Genomic DNA, 21,807 nt, shown 5'->3' with positions numbered 1-21,807 from the left:
CGGAGGTCCCGTGGGAGCGAAGCGAGTACGGGGCCGGAGCGCCGCGCCCGGACGGAGCGAACCAAAATAAACAGCATGACGGCAACCGAGGTGACCCAGCCCAACACGACCGCCGAGCCTCAGGGCATGGCGCCGCTGAGTCTGGCGATCTCGCCGTGCCCGAACGACACATTCGTGTTCCACGCGCTGGCGCACGGTCTGGTGGCGGGAACGCCACCTGTGTCGGTGACGTTTGCCGACATCGACGTGCTCAACACCCGGGCGGCCGACGGCCTGGACCATCTGGTGAAGGTTTCCTATGCCGCGCTGCCGTGGCTGCTCGACGGCTACCGGCTCCTGCCGTCGGGCGGTGCGCTCGGCCGTGGCTGCGGCCCGCTGGTCCTCATGGCCCCCGGCCGCGCCGCCGGCGGCGACCCGGGCGGTGACCGGACACCGGGCGCCACGGGGCCGGGGATCCTGCGTGGCGCGAGGGTCGCCATCCCCGGCATCCGCACCACCGCATACCTGCTGTTCCGGCTGTGGGCGGCCGGCGTCGACGTCGCCTCGATCGACGTGCTCCCGTTCGATCAGATCATGCCCGCGGTCCGCGACGGCCGCTACGACGCGGGCCTGGTGATCCACGAGTCCCGGTTCACCTATCCGTCCTACGGACTGGTGTCGGTGGCCGACCTCGGCGACTGGTGGGAGGGAACCACCGGCCTGCCGATCCCGCTCGGCGCGATCCTCGCCCGCCGGGATCTGCCGGCCGGCGCCGGCGACCTGGGCGCCGCCGTCAGGGACAGCGTCGCGGCCGCCTTCGCCGACCGGACGGCGTCCGCCGACTGGGTGCTCGCGCACTCCCAGGAACTGGCGCCGGAGGTCGCCGAGGCGCACATCAACCTCTACGTCAACGACTTCAGCCTCGACCTCGGTGACGAGGGCTACGCCGCCGTCGAGGAGCTCCTCGGCCGCGCCGCCGCCGAAGACCTCGTCCCCCGCCTCTCCACCCCCCTACGCTGAACCACCATCGACCCGCGCTGGGGCTATGCCGTTCCGGTGAGGAATGCGCGCAACCCAGCCACAGCTGGTGACGGCGCCTCAGCGCAGTACCAACTCAGCCACCTCGCCAGCATCGACCCGCGCTGGGGCTACGCCGTTCCGGTGAGAAATGCGCGCAACCCAGGCACAGCTGGTGACGGCGCCTCAGCGCAGTACCAACTCAGCCACCTCGCCAGCTCGGACCCAGCCGGACCACCGCCATATGCCAGGGCCCGGCACCACGCGAGGAGGGCGCTCAGCGCCCGACACGGGGCGAGCGCGCCCAGCGCCTCGCCCCGACAGGCGCCGCCCGGGTGCGGGCGCGGAGCGTCCGGCACCGGGAGCGCCCTAGGCTTCGAACTCGCTGGCTACGGCGTGGACGACCTTGGCGACGCGCTGGGCGACGCGGCGGTCGGGGTAGCGACCGCGTCGCAAATCACGCTGGACCTCGTCGAGCATCTTGATCATGTCCTCGACCATGCTGTGCAGCTCGTCCGGGCTACGCCGGGCGGCCTGTGCCGCCGCCTTCGCGACCGACGGGGGCGCGGCGAGCACCCGGACGGACAGGGCCTGGTCGCCTTTGCGGCCGGCGGCGATGCCGAACTCGACGCGGTCGCCCGCGCGGAGCTTCTCGACACCGGGTGGAAGAGCCTCCTTGTGGACGAACACGTCGCCGCCGTCGTCACGGCTTAGAAAGCCAAATCCCTTGTCGACGTCATACCACTTGACCTTGCCGGTGGGCACGGGCGACCTCGTTCTGCGACACGACGGGATGGAACAGGGCCAAAGAAGGCGCGGCCACACGTACTTGGCCGCGCCTTCGCCCCAGGAAACCGGGACGGCTCGACCAGCCAACGACGGTCATCAGGCTATAGGGCGAGCGCCCGTCAGGCGCAGAGATTCCTTCTCCCCGCAGATCGGCTGGCCCGCGGCCGGCTCGGCTCGAAGCAGGAGCCAGGAGCCAGGAGCCAGGAGCCAGGAGCCAACGGTCAGGAAAGTAGCTCGTTCATCGCGCCGGAACGGAAGCCACGCCGGTCGACCTCGACGGCGGGGAAACCCTCCACGACGGCGACCAGGTCCGGCCGGTCGGCGAGCACCGCCACCAGCCCGGCGTCCACCTCGATCCGCGCGCGATCGCCCAGGTCGCGCACCCGCAGGTCGCGGACGTCGAGCCCGGCCTCCGCCAGCGCGTGCCGCAGCGCCCCCTCGGCCCGCTCGACCCGCTCGAGCCTGCGGGGCGTCACCTCGATGCCATAGGCGATCCGGCTGGCGAGGCAGGCGGCGGCCGGCTTGTCAGCGGTGACGAGCCCGAGCCGGCGCGAGGCGGCACGCACCTGGCGCTTCGTCAGACCGGCGTCGAGCAGCGGGGTGGCGGCCCCGCGCTCGGCCGCCGCCCGGATGCCGGGGCGGAACCCGGCGACGGCGTCGTCGGCGTTGGTCCCGGTGACGACATGCGCGAGGCCCAGCTCGGCCGCGAACGGCAGGAGAGTCTCGGTGAGCTCCGCCTTGCAGAAGTAGCACCGGTCGGCGCCGTTCGCCCGGTAGCCGGGCCGGGACTGCTCGTCGGTCGCGGGCAGTACGTGGCGCACGCCCAGGTCGCTGGCGAGCGCGCGCGCGCCGGCGAGCTCCGCCGCTGGCAGCGACGGCGAGACGGCGGTCGCCGCGACGACGGCGTCCGGACCGAGCGTGCGCGCCGCCCACGCGAGCAGGAAGGCGGAGTCGGCGCCGCCGGAGAAGGCTACGAGTACCGAGCCAAGGTCGGTCAGCCGCGCGGACAGGTCCGCGAGCCGCCGGTCGAGCACGGTGTCGGCCAGCCAGTCGGGAAACTCGGCGAGCGCGCCCAGCACCACGTCGGCGCCCGCGGCCGCGAGGGCGGCCGCGTCGTGCGGCCCAGTTGTCAGCCCGATGGCCAGCGCGCCACCGGCTCGAGCCCCGATCATGTCGCCCTCATGGTCGCCGACGAAGATGTTGACGCCGTATTCGCGGATCGCGTCACCCTTGGCGGTGGCATACCGGTTACCGACGACGACGTCCGGCTCGATGCCGATCGCCGCGAGACTGGCGCGTGCCTGCGGCTCGTTCTTGGCGGTGACCACGACCATCCGGCCGCCCTCCCGGCGCACCGCCTCAACGGCTTCCCTGGCGCCAGGCATCCGCTCGGAGACCGGGACAGCGTGCACCGTGTACAGCTCGCGGTACAGCGCGGCGGCCTCGGCGACCTCGCCGGGCGGGAACCAGTTCGCGAGCTCGTCCTCCAGCGGCGGCCCCAGCCGGCTGACGGCCAGCTCCCCGTCGACCGCGACGCCCGTACGCGCCGAGAGCTCGACGAATGTCGCCACGATGCCGCGGCGCGCGTCCAACAGCGTCAGGTCGAGGTCGAACCCGACAACCAGCGAAGAAGAAGCACCGTCTGACACCCCCTGAGCGTAACGACCGCTCTCCTCGGTCCGACCTGTTCGATGCGGCGGCGGGCGCTGGACGCGCCGCCCGCCGTCGGACGCTGAGCGTCCTCCCAGCGTGGTGCCGGGCACAGGCGTATGGCCGTGGTTCAGGTGGTGCCAGGTTGAGGACGTAGCTGGGTTGACGCAGCGCTAATGGCGCTGTCACGTTCTATGGCTGGTCGCGCGGACTAGTCGCGAGCGAGGCGGATCGCGGGCATGGGGTTCGGTCCGGCGGTGCCTCAGAGCTGGATGGTCACACCATCGCCGAGAAGGCCGTCGTGCAGCTCGAGACGCGATGGATGGGCGTCCGACGGGATGTCGAACACGAGCGTCCCGCTGACCTCCCCGCCCGGCTTGATCGAGTTCCAGAGGCTCTCCAAGAAGTACCAGCGGGAGCCCGAGTAGGCCTCGTGCTTGCCGCCGCTCTGGTCGAACATGAACTGCTGGTTGGCCACCAGACCACGCGCGGTGTTCCCGGTGTTGTGGACGCTCACCTTGACCAGGCAGTACTGCCCGTCCGGATGCTTCTTGATGATCACACCGATCTCGGTCACGCCGCAGCGCAGGTCCTTGATGATGAACTCCAGCGATCCGTCGCGGTAGACCCGCTCGGTGGGCGTCGGCGTCCCGGGCGCCGTCGGCTTCGACGTCCCGGACGAGCCAGAACCGTCGTCGCTGGACGCACCCGGGTTCAGCGCGATCGCGGCGATCGCCGCCGCTCCCAGGACGAGCAGCAGGACGGTGAGCCACAGCCCGACGCGGCTGCCACGGTTGCCCGGCCCACGCCGCCGCGCAGGCGGCGGACCGCCTGGCCCGCCGCCCGGTGGGCCGCCTCCAGGCCAGCGCCGTTCCCCCCCGACGGGGGTCGACGGCCGTCGCGGCGACACGATCTCCCCGGGGGCTCCGGGGTGGGCGGCCTGGCCCCGGTTGGGTGGGACGTACCCCTGGGCCGCTTCCCGGCTGCCCGGTGGGCGCTGACCCTTCGGGCCGTAGTTGGTGGCGCCGTAGCCGGGCGGCGCGACCCGCGTCCTGGGCAGCGCTCGGCCCTGGCCCGCGCCGCCTTGGTCCTGGCCTTGCTGACCGGGGCCTTGCTGACCGGGGCCGTGCAGATCTGGGCCGTGCAGATCTGGGCCGTGCAGATCTGGGCCGTGCAGATCTGGGCCGTGCAGATCTGGGCCGTGCAGATCTGGGCCGTGCAGATCTGGGCCGGTCAGTGCCGCCACGACGGGACCGGCCATCACGTCCGCCCGATCCGCGGCGAGCCCGAGCAGTTCTTCCCCGGGGGCGAGGCCCGCGCCGCCGGTCGGGCCCGTCTCGACGAGGGCGAGCAGCAGGTCGCGAGCGCTGGGGCGGGCGTCGGGGTCCTTCGCGAGCGCCGCGGCGACCACGCCGTACAGCGGCGGCACGAGGCCGGTCAGGTCGGGTTCGGCCGAGACGGTCCGGTAGGCGAGGTCGATGTCCTGCCCCTCGCCGAAGGGGTGCCGGCCGGTACCGGCGTAGGCCATGAGGATGCCCCAGGTGAACACGTCCGCGGCCGGCCCGATCGACTGCCCGTTGATCTGTTCGGGCGCCATCCAGCCCGCGGAGCCGAACCCCCACGACGTCGGCTTGGCCTTGCTGTCCGCCGCCACCGCCTGGGCGATGCCGAAGTCGATGACCCGGGGACCGGACAGTGACAGCAGCACGTTGCTCGGCTTGAGGTCACGGTGGATCAGCCCGGCCCGGTGGATCGCGGTCAGCGCGGTGGCCACCCCGACCGCGAGGCCGGTCAGCGTCGACGACATGAGCGGGCCGCCCCTGGCGATCGCCTGGTCCAGACGCAGGCCGTCGATGAACTCGGTCACCAGGTACGGCGCGGCCGCGTCGGGGTCGGCGTCGAGCACCTCGGCGGTGCAGAACGGGGCGACCCGGCGGGCGGCGGCCACCTCCTGGCGGAACCGGCGGCGGAACTCCTCGTCCGCCGCCAGGTCAGGCCGGATGACCTTCACCGCGACCAGCCGGCCGGCCGGCCCCCGGCCGAGGTAGACCGTCCCCATCCCGCCGGTTCCCAGCCGGCTGAGCAGGGCATACGGGCCGATCCGGCGCGGGTCGTGCGAGGCGAGCTGCTCGCCCGGCACCCCGGAGGCCGGGCGTCGCGCCGCGCCCGCCACGTCCTCCGTCACCCGCGCCCCCGGTCTCCTGGCCCGATGACCCCGGTCACCCTCGCCGTCGTCCCGCCTGTTCTCGCATCCGCCTCGCCACGTCGCCTGCCAGTGAACACCGCCCGACCCGGCGCGACCCGCCAGCCGCAGTCTCCCTCATCACCCCGCTTCTCCGCCCCCCGCGTTCAGGTAGCCGACACACCGTCCCGTCCTCGTCCGCTGTTTCCTCGTCGTTACACGGCCTCTGCCCGTTCAGCCACGACTCCGGTTCGGCCGCCCCTTCGCCGCGGAGGCAACGGAGACTTCACAGAAATCCGAAGATTGGCTCAGGACGCCGGCAGATCGGGCAACGGCCTGTTGGGCTCCTCTGGCGGGAGGAACGAGACACGGCGACCGCAGCCCTCGCAGACAGCGTTCACGGTTCCCGGCTCCTCGTCAGAGGGAACGAGGTGAGCCAGCGGGACGATCCCCGAGCACCAGGGGCAGGCCAGCCACGGGCCATCAGTCAAGCCGTCATGGACCGAACCGCCAGCTGTCATACCTCCACGATCGCACGCGGTAGGGGACACTGGCCTCATGCCGGAGCTGCCCTGACCTTCCTGCCCCTGGGTCCCGTCTCCTGCTTCTGAATGAGTTGCCCGCGGGGTCCCCGCCGATTGGCTGCCGACTGGCACAGGCGCCGAACGCGCCGGCGGGCGCCAAACCCCGACCTAGCCAATCGGTGGGGGAGGTCCCATGCCGGAGCTGCCGGAGATGGAAGCGCTTGCGTCGGTCCTGAGGGAACGCGCGGTCGGCAAGGTGGTCGCGCGGGCGGAGCCGGTGGCGATCAACGCGCTGCGCACCGTATCTCCAGGGCCGGGCGACCTGCTGGACGCGACACTGGTCGACGCCACCCGGCACGGAAAGTTCCTGGATCTGGTCTTCGCCGCGGCGGGCGGCGAGCGGCTCGACCTGGTCGCCCACCTGTCCAGGGCCGGCTGGCTGCGCTGGAAGGAGAACCAACCGGCCGCGCCGGGCCGGGGCGGCCGCGGGGGTCTCGCCTTCCGGCTGGTGTTCACCGACGGGTCCGGCTTCGACCTGACGGAGGCGGGTACCCAGAAACGCCTCGCCGTCTACCTGGTGCGTGACCCGGCCCAGGTGCCGGGCGTCGCCCGGCTTGGGATCGACCCACTCGACGACGCGTTCACCGTCGACGCGCTCGCGGGACTGCTCGCCGCCGCCGGGCGCGCCCAGACAAAAGGGGTTCTCACCGACCAGTCGGTGCTTGCCGGCGTGGGTAACGCCTATTCCGACGAGGCGCTGTGGGCGGCACGGCTCTCGCCGTTCGCGCCGGCGAGCGGTCTTGGCGCCGAGCAGGTCTCGGCGCTGCACGCCGCGCTGGTCGGGGTGCTGCGCGCCGCGGTCGACGCGGCCGGCGGCCTGGGCGCCGCCGACCTGAAGGCGGAGAAGAAGGCGAACCTGGCCGTCCACGGCCGCACCGGGCAGGCCTGCCCGCGGTGCGGCGACACCGTACGCCAGGTCTCCTTCGCGGACCGGAGCCTGCAGTACTGCCCCACCTGCCAGACGGGCGGTCGGGTCCTCGCCGACCGCCGCCTGTCGCGCCTCCTCAAGTAGCGAAGGCCGAGGCACCTCCCCGCGCCATCGGCGGAGTGGCGCGCGGCGGGCCGGCCCCAGTCGCGAGACTGCCGCGGCGGGGTGCGAGGATGGCGACGTGGGATCTGACCAGGTGCCGACCGTCACGGTCGCCGACATTCCACCGGGAACCCCGGGCGAGCTGTTCCTGCTCGACGTGCGCGAGCCGGAGGAGTGGGTGGCCGGCCACATCGACGGGGCGGCCCACATCCCGATGGGGGAGCTCACCGGCCGTCTCGGCGAGGTCCCGCGCTCGGCGCGCGTGGTCGCGGTCTGCCGCTCCGGCAACCGTTCAGCCAGGGTCACCGCCTACCTGGTCGGCGGCGGCTGGGACGCCCACAACCTTGAGGGCGGCATGATGGCCTGGGCCGCGCTCGGCCGCCCGATGACGGCCGACACGTCCGTCCCACCCTTCGTCCTGTAGACGGCGGGTCTGCCCGCCGCGGACGTCTGCCGGCGGCTGCCCGCGTTCTCCCACCGGGCGGCTTACCCGAGCTCGGCGGTGGTCAGGGGCGCACCGGCCAGCTGGGCGAGCGAGACCGGCGGATCGTCGAGGCGGCTGTTGTGGTCGCTGGGACGCAGCGCATCGAGCATCAGGTCGACATAGCGGCGCCACGTGCCCTCGGCCGACGCGTCCGTGAGTTCGAGGATCACCCGCAACGCGCGTAGCAGGACGATCAGGTCCGCCAGCACCACATCCGGGCGCAGCAGTCTGACACGCTGAGCATCGGCGAACATCTCCCCGATCAGCGGCACCACCTCGTCGAAGACGGCCGCGCGGGTGCGTCCGGTCCAGAGCCGGCGAGAGACGAATGCCCAGCGGCAGGCGTCGTCACTCAGCCCGGTCACCAGGAACTCGCGCAGCGCCCGCCCGGGAGGCTGCGCCTCAAGAGCGGCAACGGCGAGTTCGCGCACCCGCGCGACCGCCGTCACGAGCGTCTCCTCCACGAGCGCGTCCTTGTTCGGGAACCGGCGGTACAGCGTTCCCATGCCGACGCCGGCGCGCCGCGCTATCTCGTCCACGCCGACGCTCAGGCCCTGCTCGACGAACAGTTCGCGGGCCGCCCGTAGGATGCGCTCCCGGTTCCGTTCCGCGTCGCGGCGCAACGGCCGGCCTGGCACAACCACCTTGACCACCTGCGAGCCCCCCACGTGCATGCGGCCACTGTAAGGGCCCCAAGCCGGCGGGATCGACCCGTTCGATCACACACCCGAATTCGTGGGTCGCAACCAGCGCCAGAGGTGCCAAAGCTCACGATGGGGGCGGCTCGTGCATCTCGTCGGCTACCCGGAAAACTGGACCGATGAGGCAGACTGCCCACGGACGATCGGGCGGCAGCCGCACGGGCGGCGGACAAAGGACAGGCGGGCGTAGATGAGCAAGTTGGTGTCGCGACGAGTGAGCGTGGCGGCCGCCGTGGCATTGGTGGCCAGTGTGGTCGCCGCGATGCTGTTGACCTCGTGCGATGGGGTCCAGCAGGCCGTCGACAGTCTCGCGAGCGCGTCGCCCACGCCCGCGGACGGCGCGGCGACGGGCGGCGGGGGCGGAGTAGCCGCGGATGGCTCGGCGCTGGCGGTGCTGGCCACCTTGCAGGTGCAGCCGCTGAGCACCGAGAAGAAGTACCAGCGCGACGAGTTCGGCACCGCCTGGAAGGACGTCGACCACAACAGCTGTGACACCCGCAACGACATCCTGCACCGCGACCTGCGCTCGGTCACGGTCGGTAAGAGCGACGACTGCATCGTCCTCACGGGCGAGCTGACCGACCCGTACACCAACCGGATCATCCGCTTCAACCGGTCCAGGGACGCCTCGGCGGTACAGATCGATCACGTCGTCGCGCTCGCCGACGCCTGGCGCACCGGCGCGTACGCCTGGACCGACGACACGCGGCTGGCGTTCGCCAACGATCCGCAGAACCTGCTCGCCGTCGACGGCCCGACAAACATCAAGAAGAGCGACCAGGACGCGGGCGAGTGGCTCCCGCCCGCCAAGGGCTACCAGTGCACCTACGTCGCACGTCAGGTCGGCCTGAAGGCCCGCTACCACCTTTGGGTCACCCAGGCCGAGGCCGACGCCATGCGCGGCGTCCTGTCCACCTGCCCCGCCCAGCCCGAGCTCGGCGAATAACCCGAGCCGACGCCACCGGCGGCGCGAAGGATCAACGCCTTCGCGCCGCCCTCGGCCGGATCTCCTCCTCGGACGCACGCGCCGACGGACTGGCTCTCCGTGGTCCATGCGGGATGCGTCGACCAAGGCAGCGAACTCGTCCTTCAGCGGTCGAGACGGCGGCGGCTGGGCGGGTCACGGGTCGGTGTGCTGGTGTCGCCCCGCACACCGGTGGCGAGCCGGTCCGAAGTCCGCGGACCGCCGTCGGCGCGTGGCGCGTCACGTAGGCCACCCGCGAGGTACCGGCGGTCACCGCCAGCCGTCCTTACCTCGGCAGCAGTCACCCGATTTCGAACACACCCGCAACAACCGCCCTCGATTCCACTCAGGTATCGGCGACGGCGACGAATTCTCCATCCCTGTCATCACGCCTCCCCCACCGGCAGCAATTCCATCCCCGCAATTCGGGATAAACACCCCGACCAGGCCCGTCTCGACAGGCGGGCCCGAATCGAAAGAAAGAAGGAAAGCAGCCAAACCGGCAAAATCGCCGCCGGCTCCACCCATCAGGGCCACCGGCACTCCGACGGCGGAGCCTGGTCCGACCGCCGCCCTTCACCCGTCGGAGATCGCCGGCAACCATTCGGCCGCGATCTCCAACACCCGCCTGGGTCCAGCGTCCCGACGGGTCAGAAACCACAGCCCGCTCTGGCACCCCCCGCGAGCCCGGGACGAACACGGAGCGAAACCCAGGACCGATCTCCGCCACCGCGCCACCACGGCCGACCGCACCCGCGCTGAAAACGGCATCCCAGCCAGGCCCCAGCCTTCTCCACGCCAGACACTTGGCCGCCCAGCCCGGCGGGACCGGGAGGCAAAGCCCCAGCTCGACGCACGCCGCCCCACGACGACCGCGGGCACTCCACCCGAGAAACCAAGACCACCCACAGCACCGGCACCCGGTAACGCCAGCCTCAGTACCACCCCAATCAATGGACCAGGAGAAACAATCCCTCCACTCAGCCCCTGAACCTCACCCTCAAATCAACACCACAACCAAGACTCGAAGCACAGCAAGGAAGCACACCCAGCCAAACCTCAATTTCCGCAATGCTCAGAAAAACTCATCGCAACCCAAAAATTCAACCTGAACCAGCCACCACAAAAAGGCAAGGAACCAAAAAACGAAACCCACCCAAATCGTTCCGGGGGGTCCAGGGGGACGAAGCCCTCCCTGGCGCGGGGACCGGGGCTCGGCCCCGGAGCAATATAACGCGGGAGCCCGGGAGCAAATCCAAAGGATTCGCGAACAGGGAAGCCCGATCGCGTGGGCGAGGGGGGAGTTGAACCCCCACGTCCTTTCGGACACACGGACCTGAACCGTGCGCGTCTGCCATTCCGCCACTCGCCCGAGTGGTCTTATCTCGTGACCGGAGCTACCGTACCACGTCAGCGTGGGGCGCAGACGTGGGCCGCCCTCGCCGTCGGGCGCCGGGCGCGTGCCGGGACTGGCTGCGGGTCAGGCTGTATGGCGTGGGCGGCTGGGCTCGGGCCGACGCGGGCCGGCGGCGGACCGTGCGCTCCGGGGCGGACCTATGGCACCGGGGTCGGCGGGGTATCGATGAGACGACCTGCGCGAAGCGCCCGAAGACGGTGGCGCCCGGCGCCTCGTCCGATAGCGTCCCCTGCCGACCAGCGTCCCCTGCCGACCAGGCTGGCCACCACCCCGGCCCCAGACCACGACCGGCCCCGCCTACACACTGAACCTGTAACCAGTCCCGTCGGGCGCTCGACACCCGACGACGGGGGCGTTCTCACGCCCCCGTCATACGATCCACAGATCGGGCGAAGGGAGGTCGGGCATGGGCGTGCTGCAGCGCTTCGAACGCCGCCTGGGCGGCCTCGTGGAGGGCGCGTTCGCGAAGGTCTTCAAGGGCGGCGTCGAACCGGTCGAGATCGCGGGTGCCCTGGCGCGGGAGACCGACGACCGGCGGGCGATCAGTTCGAACCGGGTGCTGGTGCCGAACCAGTTCGCGGTGGAGCTGGCCAGCGGAGACTATACGCGTCTGGCGCCCTATTCCCGGGCGCTGTGTGACGAGCTGGCGGAGATGGTCCGTGAGCACGCGGCCGAGCAGCGGTACACGTTCGTCGGGCCGTTGAGCGTGAAGCTGTCGGAGGCGCAGGATCTCGACGTCGGTGTGTTCCGGATCCGCAGCAGCGTGGCCTCGGCCGATCCGGGGGTTGTCGCTGGCCCGCGCGGCGCCGGCCCGCGCGGCGGCGGCCCACGCGCGACGCCAGGTACCCCCCACCTGATGATCACGAGCAAGGATGCGCCGCCGGGGACGGAGCGGGAGTACGCGCTGACGGGCGAGTCGACGCTGATCGGCCGCAGTGTGGAATGCGATATCCGGCTTACGGACACCGGGGTGTCACGCCAGCACGGCGAGATCCGGAGCATGCCGGACGGCCATTTCCTCTATGTCGACGCCGGTTCGACGAACGGCAGCATCGTGAACGGCCGTCCGGCGACGCAGGTGAAGCTGGTCAACGGGGATCTGATCGAGCTCGGCAACGCGCTGATCACGTTCGTTCGGGAGGACGCGCGGCCGGCTCGGACGTCGACGCCGCCACCGGCGGACCCCTCCCGCCGCCCCGGCGGCCAGGAGCCGTATCGCCCACGTGAACGGGATCGCCGCCCCGAGCCGCCCTACGCGGACCGTTCCAACCCGCGCGCGGAGCCCTACCAGGACGCGCCGCCCGCCGGCCGGCCGGACCCGTACGCGGACCGGGATCGTCCCCACCCGCGTGGCGAGCCGTATCGAGACCGTTCCAACCTCCATGGAGAGCCCTTCCAGGACGCACCGACGCCGCCACCGCCACCGGCGGCGGCGGCGGCGGCCCGGTCGGAACGGCCCATCCGGCCCGTCCGACCCGTCCGACCCGTCCGGCCCGTCCGACCGGATCGGCCAGGTCGGCCGGATCCATATGCCGACCGCTCCAGTCCGCCGCCGCGGGGTGAGCGCCATCGCGAGGACGCCCCCGGAACCCCGTCAAGCCCACGTAACGAGCCGTATCGAGATGCGGGCGGCCGGGACCCGCGCGACGGACGGGATGCCCGGGATGCCCGCTCCCGTCAGGATGCGGACGCCGATCTGTACCCTGATCGGGGAGACAACTATGGCTCCGGTCGCCGTGCCGACGGGCACCCCCGTGGACGCCCGGGCTCTGAACGCTATGGTTCTGAGCGGTTCAGCACCGAACGTCCCGGTGCTGAACGTCCCAGTACGGAACGTCCCGGTGCGCCGCGGGGAGCGAACGGTTTCGGCGGCCCCCCGGCCGACCGAGGTGGGCCCGGCCGCGGTGGTCGCGATGACCGTGCTCCCGACGAGATCTACGATGCCGACACCGAACTGCCCAGCGGGACCCCTGCTCGTCCTCGGCCCGACGACCACCGACGTCGGCCCGGCCCACCCCCTCCGAGCGACCGGAGCTGGTAAAGCCTGATGGATCCAACCCAGCCGAACGAGCTCGTCCTGCTGCTGGTGAAAATCGGTTACCTGACGTTGCTCTGGGCGTTCGTCCTGCTGGCGGTCCGCGCGGTGCGGGCGGACGTGCTCGGCCCGACGCGCCGACAGGCACGGCGTGGCGCGGGCGCGCCTGTCGGCCGTGGCCCCACCCCGCGAGGGCCGGCGAGGCCGCGAGTGGCTCAGCCACGGGCGGGCATACAGGTCCCGTCAGCACTGAACGCACCCAATGCATACCCGCCAAGCAAGCTCGTGGTCACAAAGGGCCCCCTAGCGGGCACAGTGATCCCACTAACTGGCGAACCGATCACCATCGGACGCGCGCCGGACTCGACGTTGGTTCTCGACGATGACTTCGCGTCCGGTCGACATGCGAGACTCGTCCCTCACGACGGGCGGTGGTTCGTCGAAGATCTCAACTCCACCAACGGAACGTTTCTCGAACACACGAAAGTGACCACGCCCATGCCGGTATCCCTCGGCGCGCCGGTCAGGATCGGCAAGACGGTCCTGGAGTTCCGCCGGTGAGCCTTCGGCTTCACTACGCGATCCGCTCGGACGTCGGCCACGTCCGAGAGGGCAACGAGGACTCGGCCTACGCCGGTCCCTACCTGCTTGCCGTCGCCGACGGCATGGGTGGTCACGCCGCCGGTGAGGTGGCGAGTTCGACGGTTATCTCCGCGCTCGCCGACCTGGATACCGAGATCGACGCCGACGACCTCCTCGAGGCCCTCGTCGCCGCCATGCATGACGCGAACGCGCAGCTACGCGCGATGGCTGCCCGGGACGGGACGCTCGACGGGATGGGCACCACGGTCACCGCGCTGCTCGCCTCCGGCGACCAGCTCGGCGTGCTGCACGTCGGGGACTCTCGCTGCTACCTCCTGCGCGACGAGGTGCTCAGCCAGGTCACGCACGACCACACGCTGGTGCAGGATCTCGTCGACCAGGGCCGGATCACTCCGGAGCAGGCGAACACCCATCCGCAGCGCTCGCTGCTCATGCGCGCGCTCGACGGCCGGGAGGTCGAGCCGGACCTCTCGGTGCGCCAGGTCCGGGTGGGCGACCGCTATCTGCTGTGCAGCGACGGCCTGTCCGGCGTCGTCAGCGGCGAGACGATCCTCGAGGCCCTGCTCGGGACGACCCCGCGGGACGCCGTGGACCGTCTGGTCGAGCTGGCGCTGAAGGGCGGCGGCCCGGACAACATCACGGTGGTCGTCGCGGACATCGTCGACGACGAGGAGTCGATGGAGGGCGCGCTGGTCGCCGGCGCCGCCGCGGAGAAGGGCACGGTCCCGGGCGCGACCGCCGCGCGGGTCGGCCCGAACCCCCGCGACCCGGACACCGACTCGGCTGCGGCCAAGGCCGCGCGGATCGGACGAGGCACCCAGCGCGGCGGATTGTCCGCCGAGGACTTCGCCGAGGGAGCGGGGCGGGGCCGCGGCGGGCGGCGCCTCATCTTCATCGGCGTGACGGTCGTCGTGCTGCTGGTCGTCACCGCGGTGGCGGGCCTGGCGTGGATGCGCGACCAGTACTACGTCGGCGTGCAGGACGACAAGGTCGCGATCTTCCAGGGCATCCCGAGTCTCGGCGCGCTGGCCCACCTCCACGCCACCTACGACCCGATCTCCACGATCGCTGAGCCGGACCGCAGCGCCGTGCGGTCCGGGGTGCGCGTGGACGACCTCAACGAGGCGCTGGACAAGGTCCATGGGCTGAAGAAGGTCCAGGACACTGACACCGACGAGTCCAACACGTCGACGTCCCCGAGTCCGAGCCCGACCGCGTCAGCGACCGTTCCGGGCTCCCCGGACCCGAGCGCGGCGGCGGCCTCGGCGGCCGCGTGCGCCACCAACCCGGCCTCCTGCCAGAGCGCACCCGTCTCGTTCCCATGACCCTGCCGCCTCGCCGGCAATGGTCCGCGAACCTCACGTCAGCCTTCGCCCGCGTCCCTTCGCCGCAGGGGGTAGAGCTACCCCCTTACCGGCGGAGCGAGCTGGTTCTGTTGGTGGCCGCGGGCATCCTGACGACCGCGGCGCTCTCCGCGCTGACGCTGGCGCATGACGGCCATCTGACCTACCACATCGCCACGTACGCGCTCGGGTTCTACGTGCTGTGGGGCTTTGTCCACCTGGCGATGCGCCGGTTCGCGCCGGCCGCAGATCCACTGCTGATGCCGCTGTGCGCTGCGCTCAACGGGCTCGGGCTCGTCATGATCTACCGGCTAGACCTGGCCAGGTCCGACGCCGCGAAGCAGGCCGGTCGCGCCATCCCACCCAGCGCGGCGCACACCCAGATCGTCTGGACCGCGCTGTCGGTCATCGTGTTCGCGCTGGTCCTGGCGCTGGTGCGCAACCACAGCACGCTCGCCCGCTACACGTTCACCGCGGGCCTGGCCGGCCTGGTGTTCCTGTGCCTGCCGGCGCTGCCGGGCATCGGCGCGACGATCAACGGCGCCAGGCTGTGGCTGCGGGTCGGCCCGTTCTCCTTCCAGCCGAGCGAGATCTCGAAGATCCTGCTGGCCATCTTCTTCGCCGGCTACCTGCGGACCTTCGGCGCGCTGATGTCGGCGCACGTGGTGACGAAGGCACGCAGGCGCTCGACCGGCAACGCCGCCGCCGCCCTCACCGGCGCGATCAGGCGGCTGCGGCCGGGGGCGCACGGCCCGGGCGAGCCGGCGGCGCCCGCCGACGTCACCGACTCGAGCGGCACGTACACCGGCGTCATCAGCCGGGTGTGGTCGAAGGGGCCACGTTTCTACGTGCCGGCGATCCTCACCTGGGTCGCCGGGCTCGGCGTGCTGGTCATCGAACGTGACCTGGGCTCGTCGCTGCTGTTCTTCGGGATGTTCCTGGTCGTCCTGTACGTCGCCAGCGAGCGGGCCCGGTTCGTCGTCGTGGGCCTTGGCCTGTTCATCGCCGCGGCCCTCGCCGCCTACCACCTGTTCAGCCATGTGCAGGTGCGGGTGGACATCTGGCTGCACGCGTTCGACGGGACGAACCCGAGCAACAAGTCCTACCAGTTGGTCCAAGGCCTTTACGGCTTTGCCGCGGGCGGGATCACCGGCACCGGCCTCGGCCGGGGCCATCCGAACAAGGTGCCGTTCGCGAACACCGACTTCATCATGGCCAGCCTCGGCGAGGAGCTGGGGCTCACCGGGGTCATGGCGATCCTGATGATGTACCTGCTGATCGTCGTGCGCGGGATGCGGGTGGCGCTGACCGCCCCGGACCCGTTCGGCAAGCTGCTGGCCACCGCGCTGGCCGCGACGCTGGGCATCCAGGTCTTCGTGCAGGTCGGCGGCGTGATGCGGCTGATCCCGCTGACCGGGGTCACGCTGCCGTTCGTCTCGTACGGTGGGTCGTCGCTGGTCGCGAACGCCGCGATCATCGCCCTGCTGCTGCGGATCAGCGATACGGTCCGCCGTCGTCAGGCAGAGGCGCAGGAGGTCCTGGAGGTCGAGCCCGACCAGGTCGCGAACGTGCAGACCGAGATCGTCCGCAGGGTCGAGGTTCCGGAGACCCAGGAGACCCATGAGCCAGCCGAGTAGTCCAGGCGACGCGCGGCGGTCCGGTCCGGACCAGCGCGCGTCGCACATGAACCGGCCGATCCGACGGGTCATGCTGGTCTGCGGCGCGCTGTTCGCCGGCCTGCTCGTCAACGCGAACTGGGTGCAGGTCGGCGAGCAGCGCAGTCTCAAGCAGGAGCCCACGAACAGCCGCGAGATCGCCGCCCGCCTGGACCGCCAGCGCGGGATGATCCTCGCCGGCTCCACCACGATCGCGTCGTCCACGCCGGTGGACGACGAGTTCAAGTACCTGCGTCAGTACGCGGACGGCCCGCTCTACGCGCCGTTGACCGGCTATTACGCGCTCTACAGCGCGACTGGGCTCGAGAGCACGCAGAACCTGTTCCTCAGCGGTGACGACGACCGGCTGCTGGCCAGCCGGGTGAGCTCGCTGTTCTCCGGCTCGGAGCGCAAGGGCGGTTCGGTGGTCACCACGATCGACCCGGCGATCCAGCAGGCCGCCTCGCAGGCGCTGGCGGGCCGCAAGGGCGCGGTGGTCGCTCTCGACCCACGCACCGGCGCGATCCTCGCCATGGTGACGGCGCCGACGTACGACCCGAACTCGCTGGCCAGCCACGACGTGGACACCGTCCAGCAGCAGTACAACACCCTCAGTGGCGACAAGGCCGAGCCGCTGTTGAACCGGGCCGCGCAGCAGACCTACCCGCCCGGCTCCACTTTTAAGATCATTACTGCCGCCGCGGCCCTCTCCACCGGGAACTACAACCCGGATTCCGTGGTCCCGGCACCGGACCGGCTACCGCTGCCGCAGAGCACCGTCGAGCTGCCGAACTTCGGCGGCGAGCGGTGCGGCAACGGCCAGACCGACACGCTGATTCACGCCCTGGCGATCTCCTGCAACACCGCGTTCGCGCAGCTCGGCATGGACCTCGGCGGCGACAAGCTGCGGGAACAGGCCGATGCGTTCGGTTTCGACACCACGATCGACGGGTTCGAGCTGCCACAGGCCAAGAGCGTCTTCCCGGAGTCCCTGGACAAGCCGCAGACCGCCCAGTCCGCGATCGGCCAGTACAACGTGCGGGTCACCCCGCTGCAGATGGCACAGGTGGTCGCGGCGATCGCGAACGACGGGCGGATGATGAAGCCGTACGTCGTACAGGAGCTTCAGGGACCTGACCTCAAGCGGATTGCCCAGACCGAGCCGAAGGAACTCGGCCAGCCCATCAGCTCTCAGGTGGCCGACCAGCTGACTACCATGATGAAGTCCGTGGTCACGTCGGGTACTGGCCGGAAAGCACAGATCAGCGGCGTGTCCGTGGCAGGGAAGACCGGTACCGCCGAACATGGGGCGAACGAGCCGCCACACGCGTGGTTCGTTGGTTTCGCCCCAGCCGACAACCCCACCATCGCCATCGCCGTCGTCGTTGAGGACGGCGGCGGAGAAGTCGGGACCGGCGGTGCCATCGCTGCCCCGATCGCGCAGAAGGTCATGCAGACCGCATTGGACGTTCGAGGATGAACAACCCGTCGGGTCAGCCCACCCACCAGCCATCCCAGCCGTTCGCCGGAGCCGTTCCGCCGAACACCGTTCTCGACAACCGCTACCGCCTCGACGGCCGGATCGCCACCGGCGGCATGGGCGAGGTATGGCGGGGCGTCGACCAGACCCTCGGCCGGCCGGTCGCGGTCAAGCTGCTGCGCCCGGAGTATGCCAGCGACGAGTCCTTCCTCGTCCGCTTCCGCGGCGAGGCCCGCCATGCCGCCCGGCTCTCGCATCCGGGCATCGCCTCCGTCTACGACTACGGCGAGGTCGCGACCGTCGACGACCACCCGACGGCCTACCTGGTGATGGAGCTGGTCGAGGGCGAGCCGCTGTCGGCGGTCCTGCACCGGGAGAAACGGCTCTCGCCCGAGCGGATGCTCGACATCCTCGGGCAGGCGGCGGACGCGCTGGAGGCCGCGCACGCGCTCGGCATCGTGCACCGCGACATCAAGCCGGGCAACCTGCTGATCCGCACCGACGGCGCGGTCAAGGTCACCGACTTCGGCATCGCGCGGGCAGTCGACGCAGCCCCGCTGACGGCGACCGGGATCATGATGGGCACGGCGTACTACGTCTCGCCCGAGCAGGCGTCCGGACGCCCGGTCACCCCGGCCAGCGACGTGTACTCGCTGGGCGTGGTCGCCTACGAGTGCCTCGCCGGGCGCCGGCCGTTCGACGACCGCAACCCGATCGTCGTCGTCATGGCGCACCAGCAGGACACGCCGCCGCCGCTGCCGGCCGACATGCCCTACCAGGTGCGCGCGCTGGTCGAACAGGCGATGGCGAAGAACCCGGCGCGCCGGCCGTCGTCCGCCGGCGCGTTCGCGCGCAGCGCCGCCGGCATCCGCCGCGAGGTGTTCGCCTCCGAGCCGCGCTGGGCCGCCGGCGCCGGCGTGAGCCCCGACATGACGGCACGCCACCCAGGCCCCTCGGGGCCGCCGCCGCGCGGCCGGACCAGAACGCCCTCCTGGGTGGCCGACAGTCCCTCCGGCGTTCCCGCCGGAGACTCGGCGGCTTACCCCGGCGGTGCGCGCCCCGGCTACCCCGTCGCGGCGCCCGTGGCCCAGGGTGGTCACGCCAATGCTGGAGGCCCCGGACGGGGCACCCCCAGCCCGGCGACGGCGCACCAGCCCGGCGCCACCGGCTACCAGCAGGGCGCGCCGGGCTACCAGCCTGGAGCGACGGCCTACCAGCCGGGCGGCGGCTACCAGCAGCGCGGCGGGACCGGTTACCAGCAGGGCGCCAACGGCTATCAACCCGCCGCCTACCAGCAGGAGCAGCCAGGGCACACCGCCTACCAGCCGCCCCCGACGGCCTACCAGCCGGCCGCCGCCGGTTCCTGGCCACCCGGTGAGGCCGACGACCAGCTGGCCGAGACCGGGCTCGCGGTGGCACACCCGGCGGCGACCGACGCCGAGGACGCCGAGCCGGGCGGCTGGCAGCCGGGCCGGGCGGCGAGCCGTCGGGCGGGAGCCGGCCGGGCGGGAGCCGGACGGGCTGGAGCCGCCGGCAGGCAGCGCCGGAGGCTGACCCTGCCGGTGTTGATCGTCCTGCTGGTGATCACAGTGGCTGTCACCGCGCTCATCACGCGCTCCCTCGCCGGCTCGAGAGGTTCCTCGCATGCGGCGGCCTCCATCACACAGGCGGTGACGACCGGTCCCGGTGGTGGTGGGATCGTCGTCGGGGAGGGAATCGCTGGTGTCTGATGTGACAGAGATGTACGGAACGGAGCCACGGATCATCGGTGGCCGGTACGAGCTGGGTGCCGGCATCGGCTACGGCGGCATGGCCGAGGTCTACCGCGGCCGCGACATCCGCCTGGGCCGGGACGTGGCCGTCAAGGTGCTGCGCTCGGACCTCGCACGTGACCCGAACTTCCTCAAGCGCTTCCAGCGGGAGGCGCAGTCCGCCGCCGGTCTGAACCATCCGGCGATCGTGTCGACCTACGATACCGGCGAGGACGTCATCAACGGCGTCCATCTGCCGTACATCGTCATGGAGTTCATCGAGGGACGCACGCTGCGCGAGGTGCTCCAGCAGGAGGGGCCGTTCCCCGAGCGCCGGGCGATGGAGATCACGTCCGACATCTGCGCCGCGCTCGACTACAGCCACCGCCTGGGCATCATCCACCGGGACATCAAGCCGGCGAACGTGATGCTCAGCCCGGACGGCTCGATCAAGGTGATGGACTTCGGCATCGCCAAGGCCAACAACGCGACGTCGTCGACGATGACGGCCACGCAGGCCGTCATCGGCACCGCCCAGTACCTCTCCCCGGAGCAGGCGCGCGGCGCCAAGGTCGACGCGCGCAGCGACGTCTACTCGACCGGTGTGCTGATCTACGAACTGATCACCGGCGAGCCGCCGTTCCGCGGCGACAACCCGGTCGCCGTCGCCTACCAGCACGTCCGGGAGCTGCCGGACCCGCCGTCGCGGCGCAACCCGCAGCTGTCCGCCACCGTGGACGCGGTCACGCTCAAGGCGCTGGAGAAGGAGCCGGACGACCGGTACGCGACTGCCGGGGAGATGCGCGACGACCTCGAGCGCGCGATCGCCGGCCGGCGTGTCTTCGCGCAGCTGCCCTCACCGCGGCCGGCCGCCGGCGGCGGGGCCTCCGCGGCGGCCACCCAGCTGGCCCCGGGCGGCTACGGCGACGACTACCGGGGTGGCGGCGGCGCCCGCTACGGCGACACCGGGTACCGCGACACCGGGTACCGCGACACCGGCTACGACGACCAGACGGGCCCCTACCCAAGCGGTAGCTACGGCGGTGGCGGCGACTACGACGACCAGCACACGCGGATCGGCGGCTACGGCGGCCGCTACGACGACGAGTTCGACCGGGCCGGCGCCCCCGGCGCGTCCGACCGCTACGGCCCAGGAGGCGGTCCGGCCGCACCGGAGCCCAGGCGCGGCTCCAACGCGTGGAAGTGGGTGCTCGCCGGGCTCGCGGTCGTGCTCACCTTCGTCGTCGTGTCGCTGGTAGCGACGTCGCTGTTCAGCAACAAGGGGGGCGGCGGCGACGGCGCGACCGGCGCTACCCAGGCGACGATCCCGCAGGGCCTGCTCCTCCAGTCGCGGGAGGTGGTACAGAACCAGCTGAGCGACCTGGGCTTCACCAACATCACGGTCGACCGGGTCAAAACCGCCGACGCTCCGACGGACGTGACCGAGCCCGTCACCAAGATCGACCCGGTCGAAGGCAGCAAGATCGACAAAACGGCGAAGATCACGCTGACAGTCGCGGTCCCGCCGGACTCGGTCGAGGTCCCGGATGTCACCGGCATGAGCAGGAACGACGCGGTACGCCTCCTGACCGAGGCGGGCTTCCAGCCCGATCCCGAGGACTTCATCGGCCAGGCCACTCAAAAGGCGGGCACGGTGGAGAAGACCGACCCGGCGGGCGGCCAGCCATGGCCCAAGGGCAGCAGCGTCAAGGTCTACGTCGTCAGTTCGAAGGTCAACGTCGGCGACTACGTCGGCCGGGATGTCTCCATCGCGCAGTCGGAGCTGACCAGCCTCGGCCTGAAGTACACGATCAGCGAGCGGGCCATCGCCGACCAGCCGGCGGGCACCGTCCTCGACCAGAACCCGAGGAACGCGACCGTCAACCGCGGCGACACGATCACTCTGGTCGTCGCGGCGCAGGCGGCCCCGACCGAGACGCCCTCGCCGACGGTCACGCCAAGCACCAAGCCGCCCACCAGCGGGCCGCCGACCGAGACGCCCACCTCGCCCGCCGGCGGCACCGGGGCGCCCACCACCGCCGCGACTGGCGGGTAGCGACAACAGGCACTGACGCATCGGTGGCTCGGCCCTGGTCCGCCAGGGCCGAGCCACCGGGATTACCCGGAAGACAAGTGGGAAGCG

General features: G+C 71.4%; 16 protein-coding genes, 1 tRNA gene and 1 pseudogene. 12 read left to right on the top strand and 6 right to left on the bottom strand.

Going from position 1 to position 21,807, the window contains the following annotated elements:
• Positions 1 to 75 precede the first annotated feature (75 nt).
• On the top strand, positions 76 to 999 hold the full coding sequence (locus tag QOZ89_RS38985) for a 1,4-dihydroxy-6-naphtoate synthase (protein WP_241842320.1): 924 nt from the start codon (positions 76 to 78) through the stop codon (positions 997 to 999).
• Positions 1,000 to 1,365: 366 nt separating this feature from the next.
• Here QOZ89_RS38985 and QOZ89_RS38980 read toward each other — a convergent pair whose 3' ends face one another.
• The 3 genes from QOZ89_RS38980 to QOZ89_RS47905 form a co-directional block, all read right to left on the bottom strand.
• Complete coding sequence (locus QOZ89_RS38980) at positions 1,366 to 1,761, bottom strand: cold-shock protein (protein ID WP_071053296.1); 396 nt, start codon at positions 1,759 to 1,761, stop codon at positions 1,366 to 1,368.
• A gap of 245 nt (positions 1,762 to 2,006) precedes the next feature.
• Positions 2,007 to 3,434, bottom strand: a complete 1,428-nt coding sequence (larE, locus tag QOZ89_RS38975; RefSeq protein ID WP_312629087.1) for an ATP-dependent sacrificial sulfur transferase LarE — start codon at positions 3,432 to 3,434, stop codon at positions 2,007 to 2,009.
• A 263-nt stretch (positions 3,435 to 3,697) separates the two neighbouring features.
• Complete coding sequence (locus tag QOZ89_RS47905) at positions 3,698 to 4,696, bottom strand: DUF4352 domain-containing protein (RefSeq protein ID WP_397428931.1); 999 nt, start codon at positions 4,694 to 4,696, stop codon at positions 3,698 to 3,700.
• Here QOZ89_RS47905 and QOZ89_RS47900 point away from each other — a divergent pair.
• Positions 4,585 to 4,965, top strand: a complete 381-nt coding sequence (locus tag QOZ89_RS47900) for a hypothetical protein (protein WP_397428930.1) — start codon at positions 4,585 to 4,587, stop codon at positions 4,963 to 4,965. The genes QOZ89_RS47905 and QOZ89_RS47900 overlap by 112 nt on opposite strands.
• Here the strand turns inward: QOZ89_RS47900 and QOZ89_RS47895 are convergent.
• Positions 4,847 to 5,494: pseudogene (locus QOZ89_RS47895) on the bottom strand (serine/threonine-protein kinase); the annotation flags it as partial. The gene QOZ89_RS47900 and the pseudogene QOZ89_RS47895 overlap by 119 nt on opposite strands.
• Positions 5,495 to 6,334: 840 nt before the next feature.
• Between QOZ89_RS47895 and QOZ89_RS38965 the strand changes: the two are divergent.
• Positions 6,335 to 7,213 carry a DNA-formamidopyrimidine glycosylase family protein gene (locus tag QOZ89_RS38965; RefSeq protein ID WP_071053299.1) on the top strand — a complete coding sequence of 293 codons (879 nt, stop codon included), beginning with the start codon at positions 6,335 to 6,337 and terminating at the stop codon, positions 7,211 to 7,213.
• Between the two features lie 97 nt (positions 7,214 to 7,310).
• Positions 7,311 to 7,655 (top strand): rhodanese-like domain-containing protein, encoded by a 345-nt coding sequence (locus QOZ89_RS38960; protein ID WP_312629080.1) that lies wholly within the window; start codon positions 7,311 to 7,313, stop codon positions 7,653 to 7,655.
• Between the two features lie 62 nt (positions 7,656 to 7,717).
• On the opposite strand, the gene QOZ89_RS38955 is transcribed toward QOZ89_RS38960, so the two are convergent.
• Positions 7,718 to 8,359, bottom strand: coding sequence for a TetR/AcrR family transcriptional regulator (locus QOZ89_RS38955; protein WP_241842321.1), 642 nt, complete (start codon positions 8,357 to 8,359; stop codon positions 7,718 to 7,720).
• A 247-nt stretch (positions 8,360 to 8,606) separates the two neighbouring features.
• On the opposite strand from QOZ89_RS38955, the gene QOZ89_RS38950 reads away from it, so the two are divergent.
• Complete coding sequence (locus QOZ89_RS38950; RefSeq protein ID WP_071053302.1) at positions 8,607 to 9,362, top strand: HNH endonuclease family protein; 756 nt, start codon at positions 8,607 to 8,609, stop codon at positions 9,360 to 9,362.
• Between the two features lie 1,307 nt (positions 9,363 to 10,669).
• Here the strand turns inward: QOZ89_RS38950 and QOZ89_RS38945 are convergent.
• Positions 10,670 to 10,752 (bottom strand) — tRNA-Leu (locus tag QOZ89_RS38945).
• 451 nt (positions 10,753 to 11,203) lie between these two features.
• Here QOZ89_RS38945 and QOZ89_RS38940 point away from each other — a divergent pair.
• The 7 genes from QOZ89_RS38940 to pknB are packed head-to-tail and all read left to right on the top strand — an operon-like array spanning position 11,204 to position 21,720.
• On the top strand, positions 11,204 to 12,838 hold the full coding sequence (locus QOZ89_RS38940; RefSeq protein ID WP_312629077.1) for an FhaA domain-containing protein: 1,635 nt from the start codon (positions 11,204 to 11,206) through the stop codon (positions 12,836 to 12,838).
• Between the two features lie 6 nt (positions 12,839 to 12,844).
• The gene (locus QOZ89_RS38935) at positions 12,845 to 13,393 is read left to right on the top strand and encodes an FHA domain-containing protein FhaB/FipA (RefSeq protein ID WP_071053304.1); all 549 of its coding nucleotides are present in this window, start codon (positions 12,845 to 12,847) and stop codon (positions 13,391 to 13,393) included.
• Complete coding sequence (locus QOZ89_RS38930; protein WP_071053305.1) at positions 13,390 to 14,760, top strand: PP2C family protein-serine/threonine phosphatase; 1,371 nt, start codon at positions 13,390 to 13,392, stop codon at positions 14,758 to 14,760. The genes QOZ89_RS38935 and QOZ89_RS38930 overlap by 4 nt, the downstream gene beginning before the upstream one ends.
• Positions 14,757 to 16,415 (top strand): FtsW/RodA/SpoVE family cell cycle protein, encoded by a 1,659-nt coding sequence (locus tag QOZ89_RS38925; RefSeq protein WP_083419834.1) that lies wholly within the window; start codon positions 14,757 to 14,759, stop codon positions 16,413 to 16,415. Before QOZ89_RS38930 ends, QOZ89_RS38925 begins: the two co-directional genes overlap by 4 nt.
• Before the next feature lie 46 nt (positions 16,416 to 16,461).
• A complete protein-coding gene (locus QOZ89_RS38920) occupies positions 16,462 to 17,913 on the top strand; it encodes a peptidoglycan D,D-transpeptidase FtsI family protein (RefSeq protein WP_071053306.1) in 1,452 nt (483 codons plus the stop codon).
• A complete protein-coding gene (locus QOZ89_RS38915; RefSeq protein ID WP_312629071.1) occupies positions 17,910 to 19,643 on the top strand; it encodes a serine/threonine-protein kinase in 1,734 nt (577 codons plus the stop codon). The genes QOZ89_RS38920 and QOZ89_RS38915 overlap by 4 nt, the downstream gene beginning before the upstream one ends.
• The gene (pknB, locus tag QOZ89_RS38910; protein ID WP_312629069.1) at positions 19,636 to 21,720 is read left to right on the top strand and encodes a Stk1 family PASTA domain-containing Ser/Thr kinase; all 2,085 of its coding nucleotides are present in this window, start codon (positions 19,636 to 19,638) and stop codon (positions 21,718 to 21,720) included. Before QOZ89_RS38915 ends, pknB begins: the two co-directional genes overlap by 8 nt.
• Positions 21,721 to 21,807 lie beyond the last annotated feature (87 nt).

It is taken from the genome of Pseudofrankia coriaricola (genome assembly GCF_032027725.1).
Taxonomy (GTDB): domain Bacteria; phylum Actinomycetota; class Actinomycetes; order Frankiales; family Frankiaceae; genus Pseudofrankia.
Note: the sequence above shows the minus strand (reverse complement) of the source record. Positions and strands in the feature narration are given on the sequence as shown.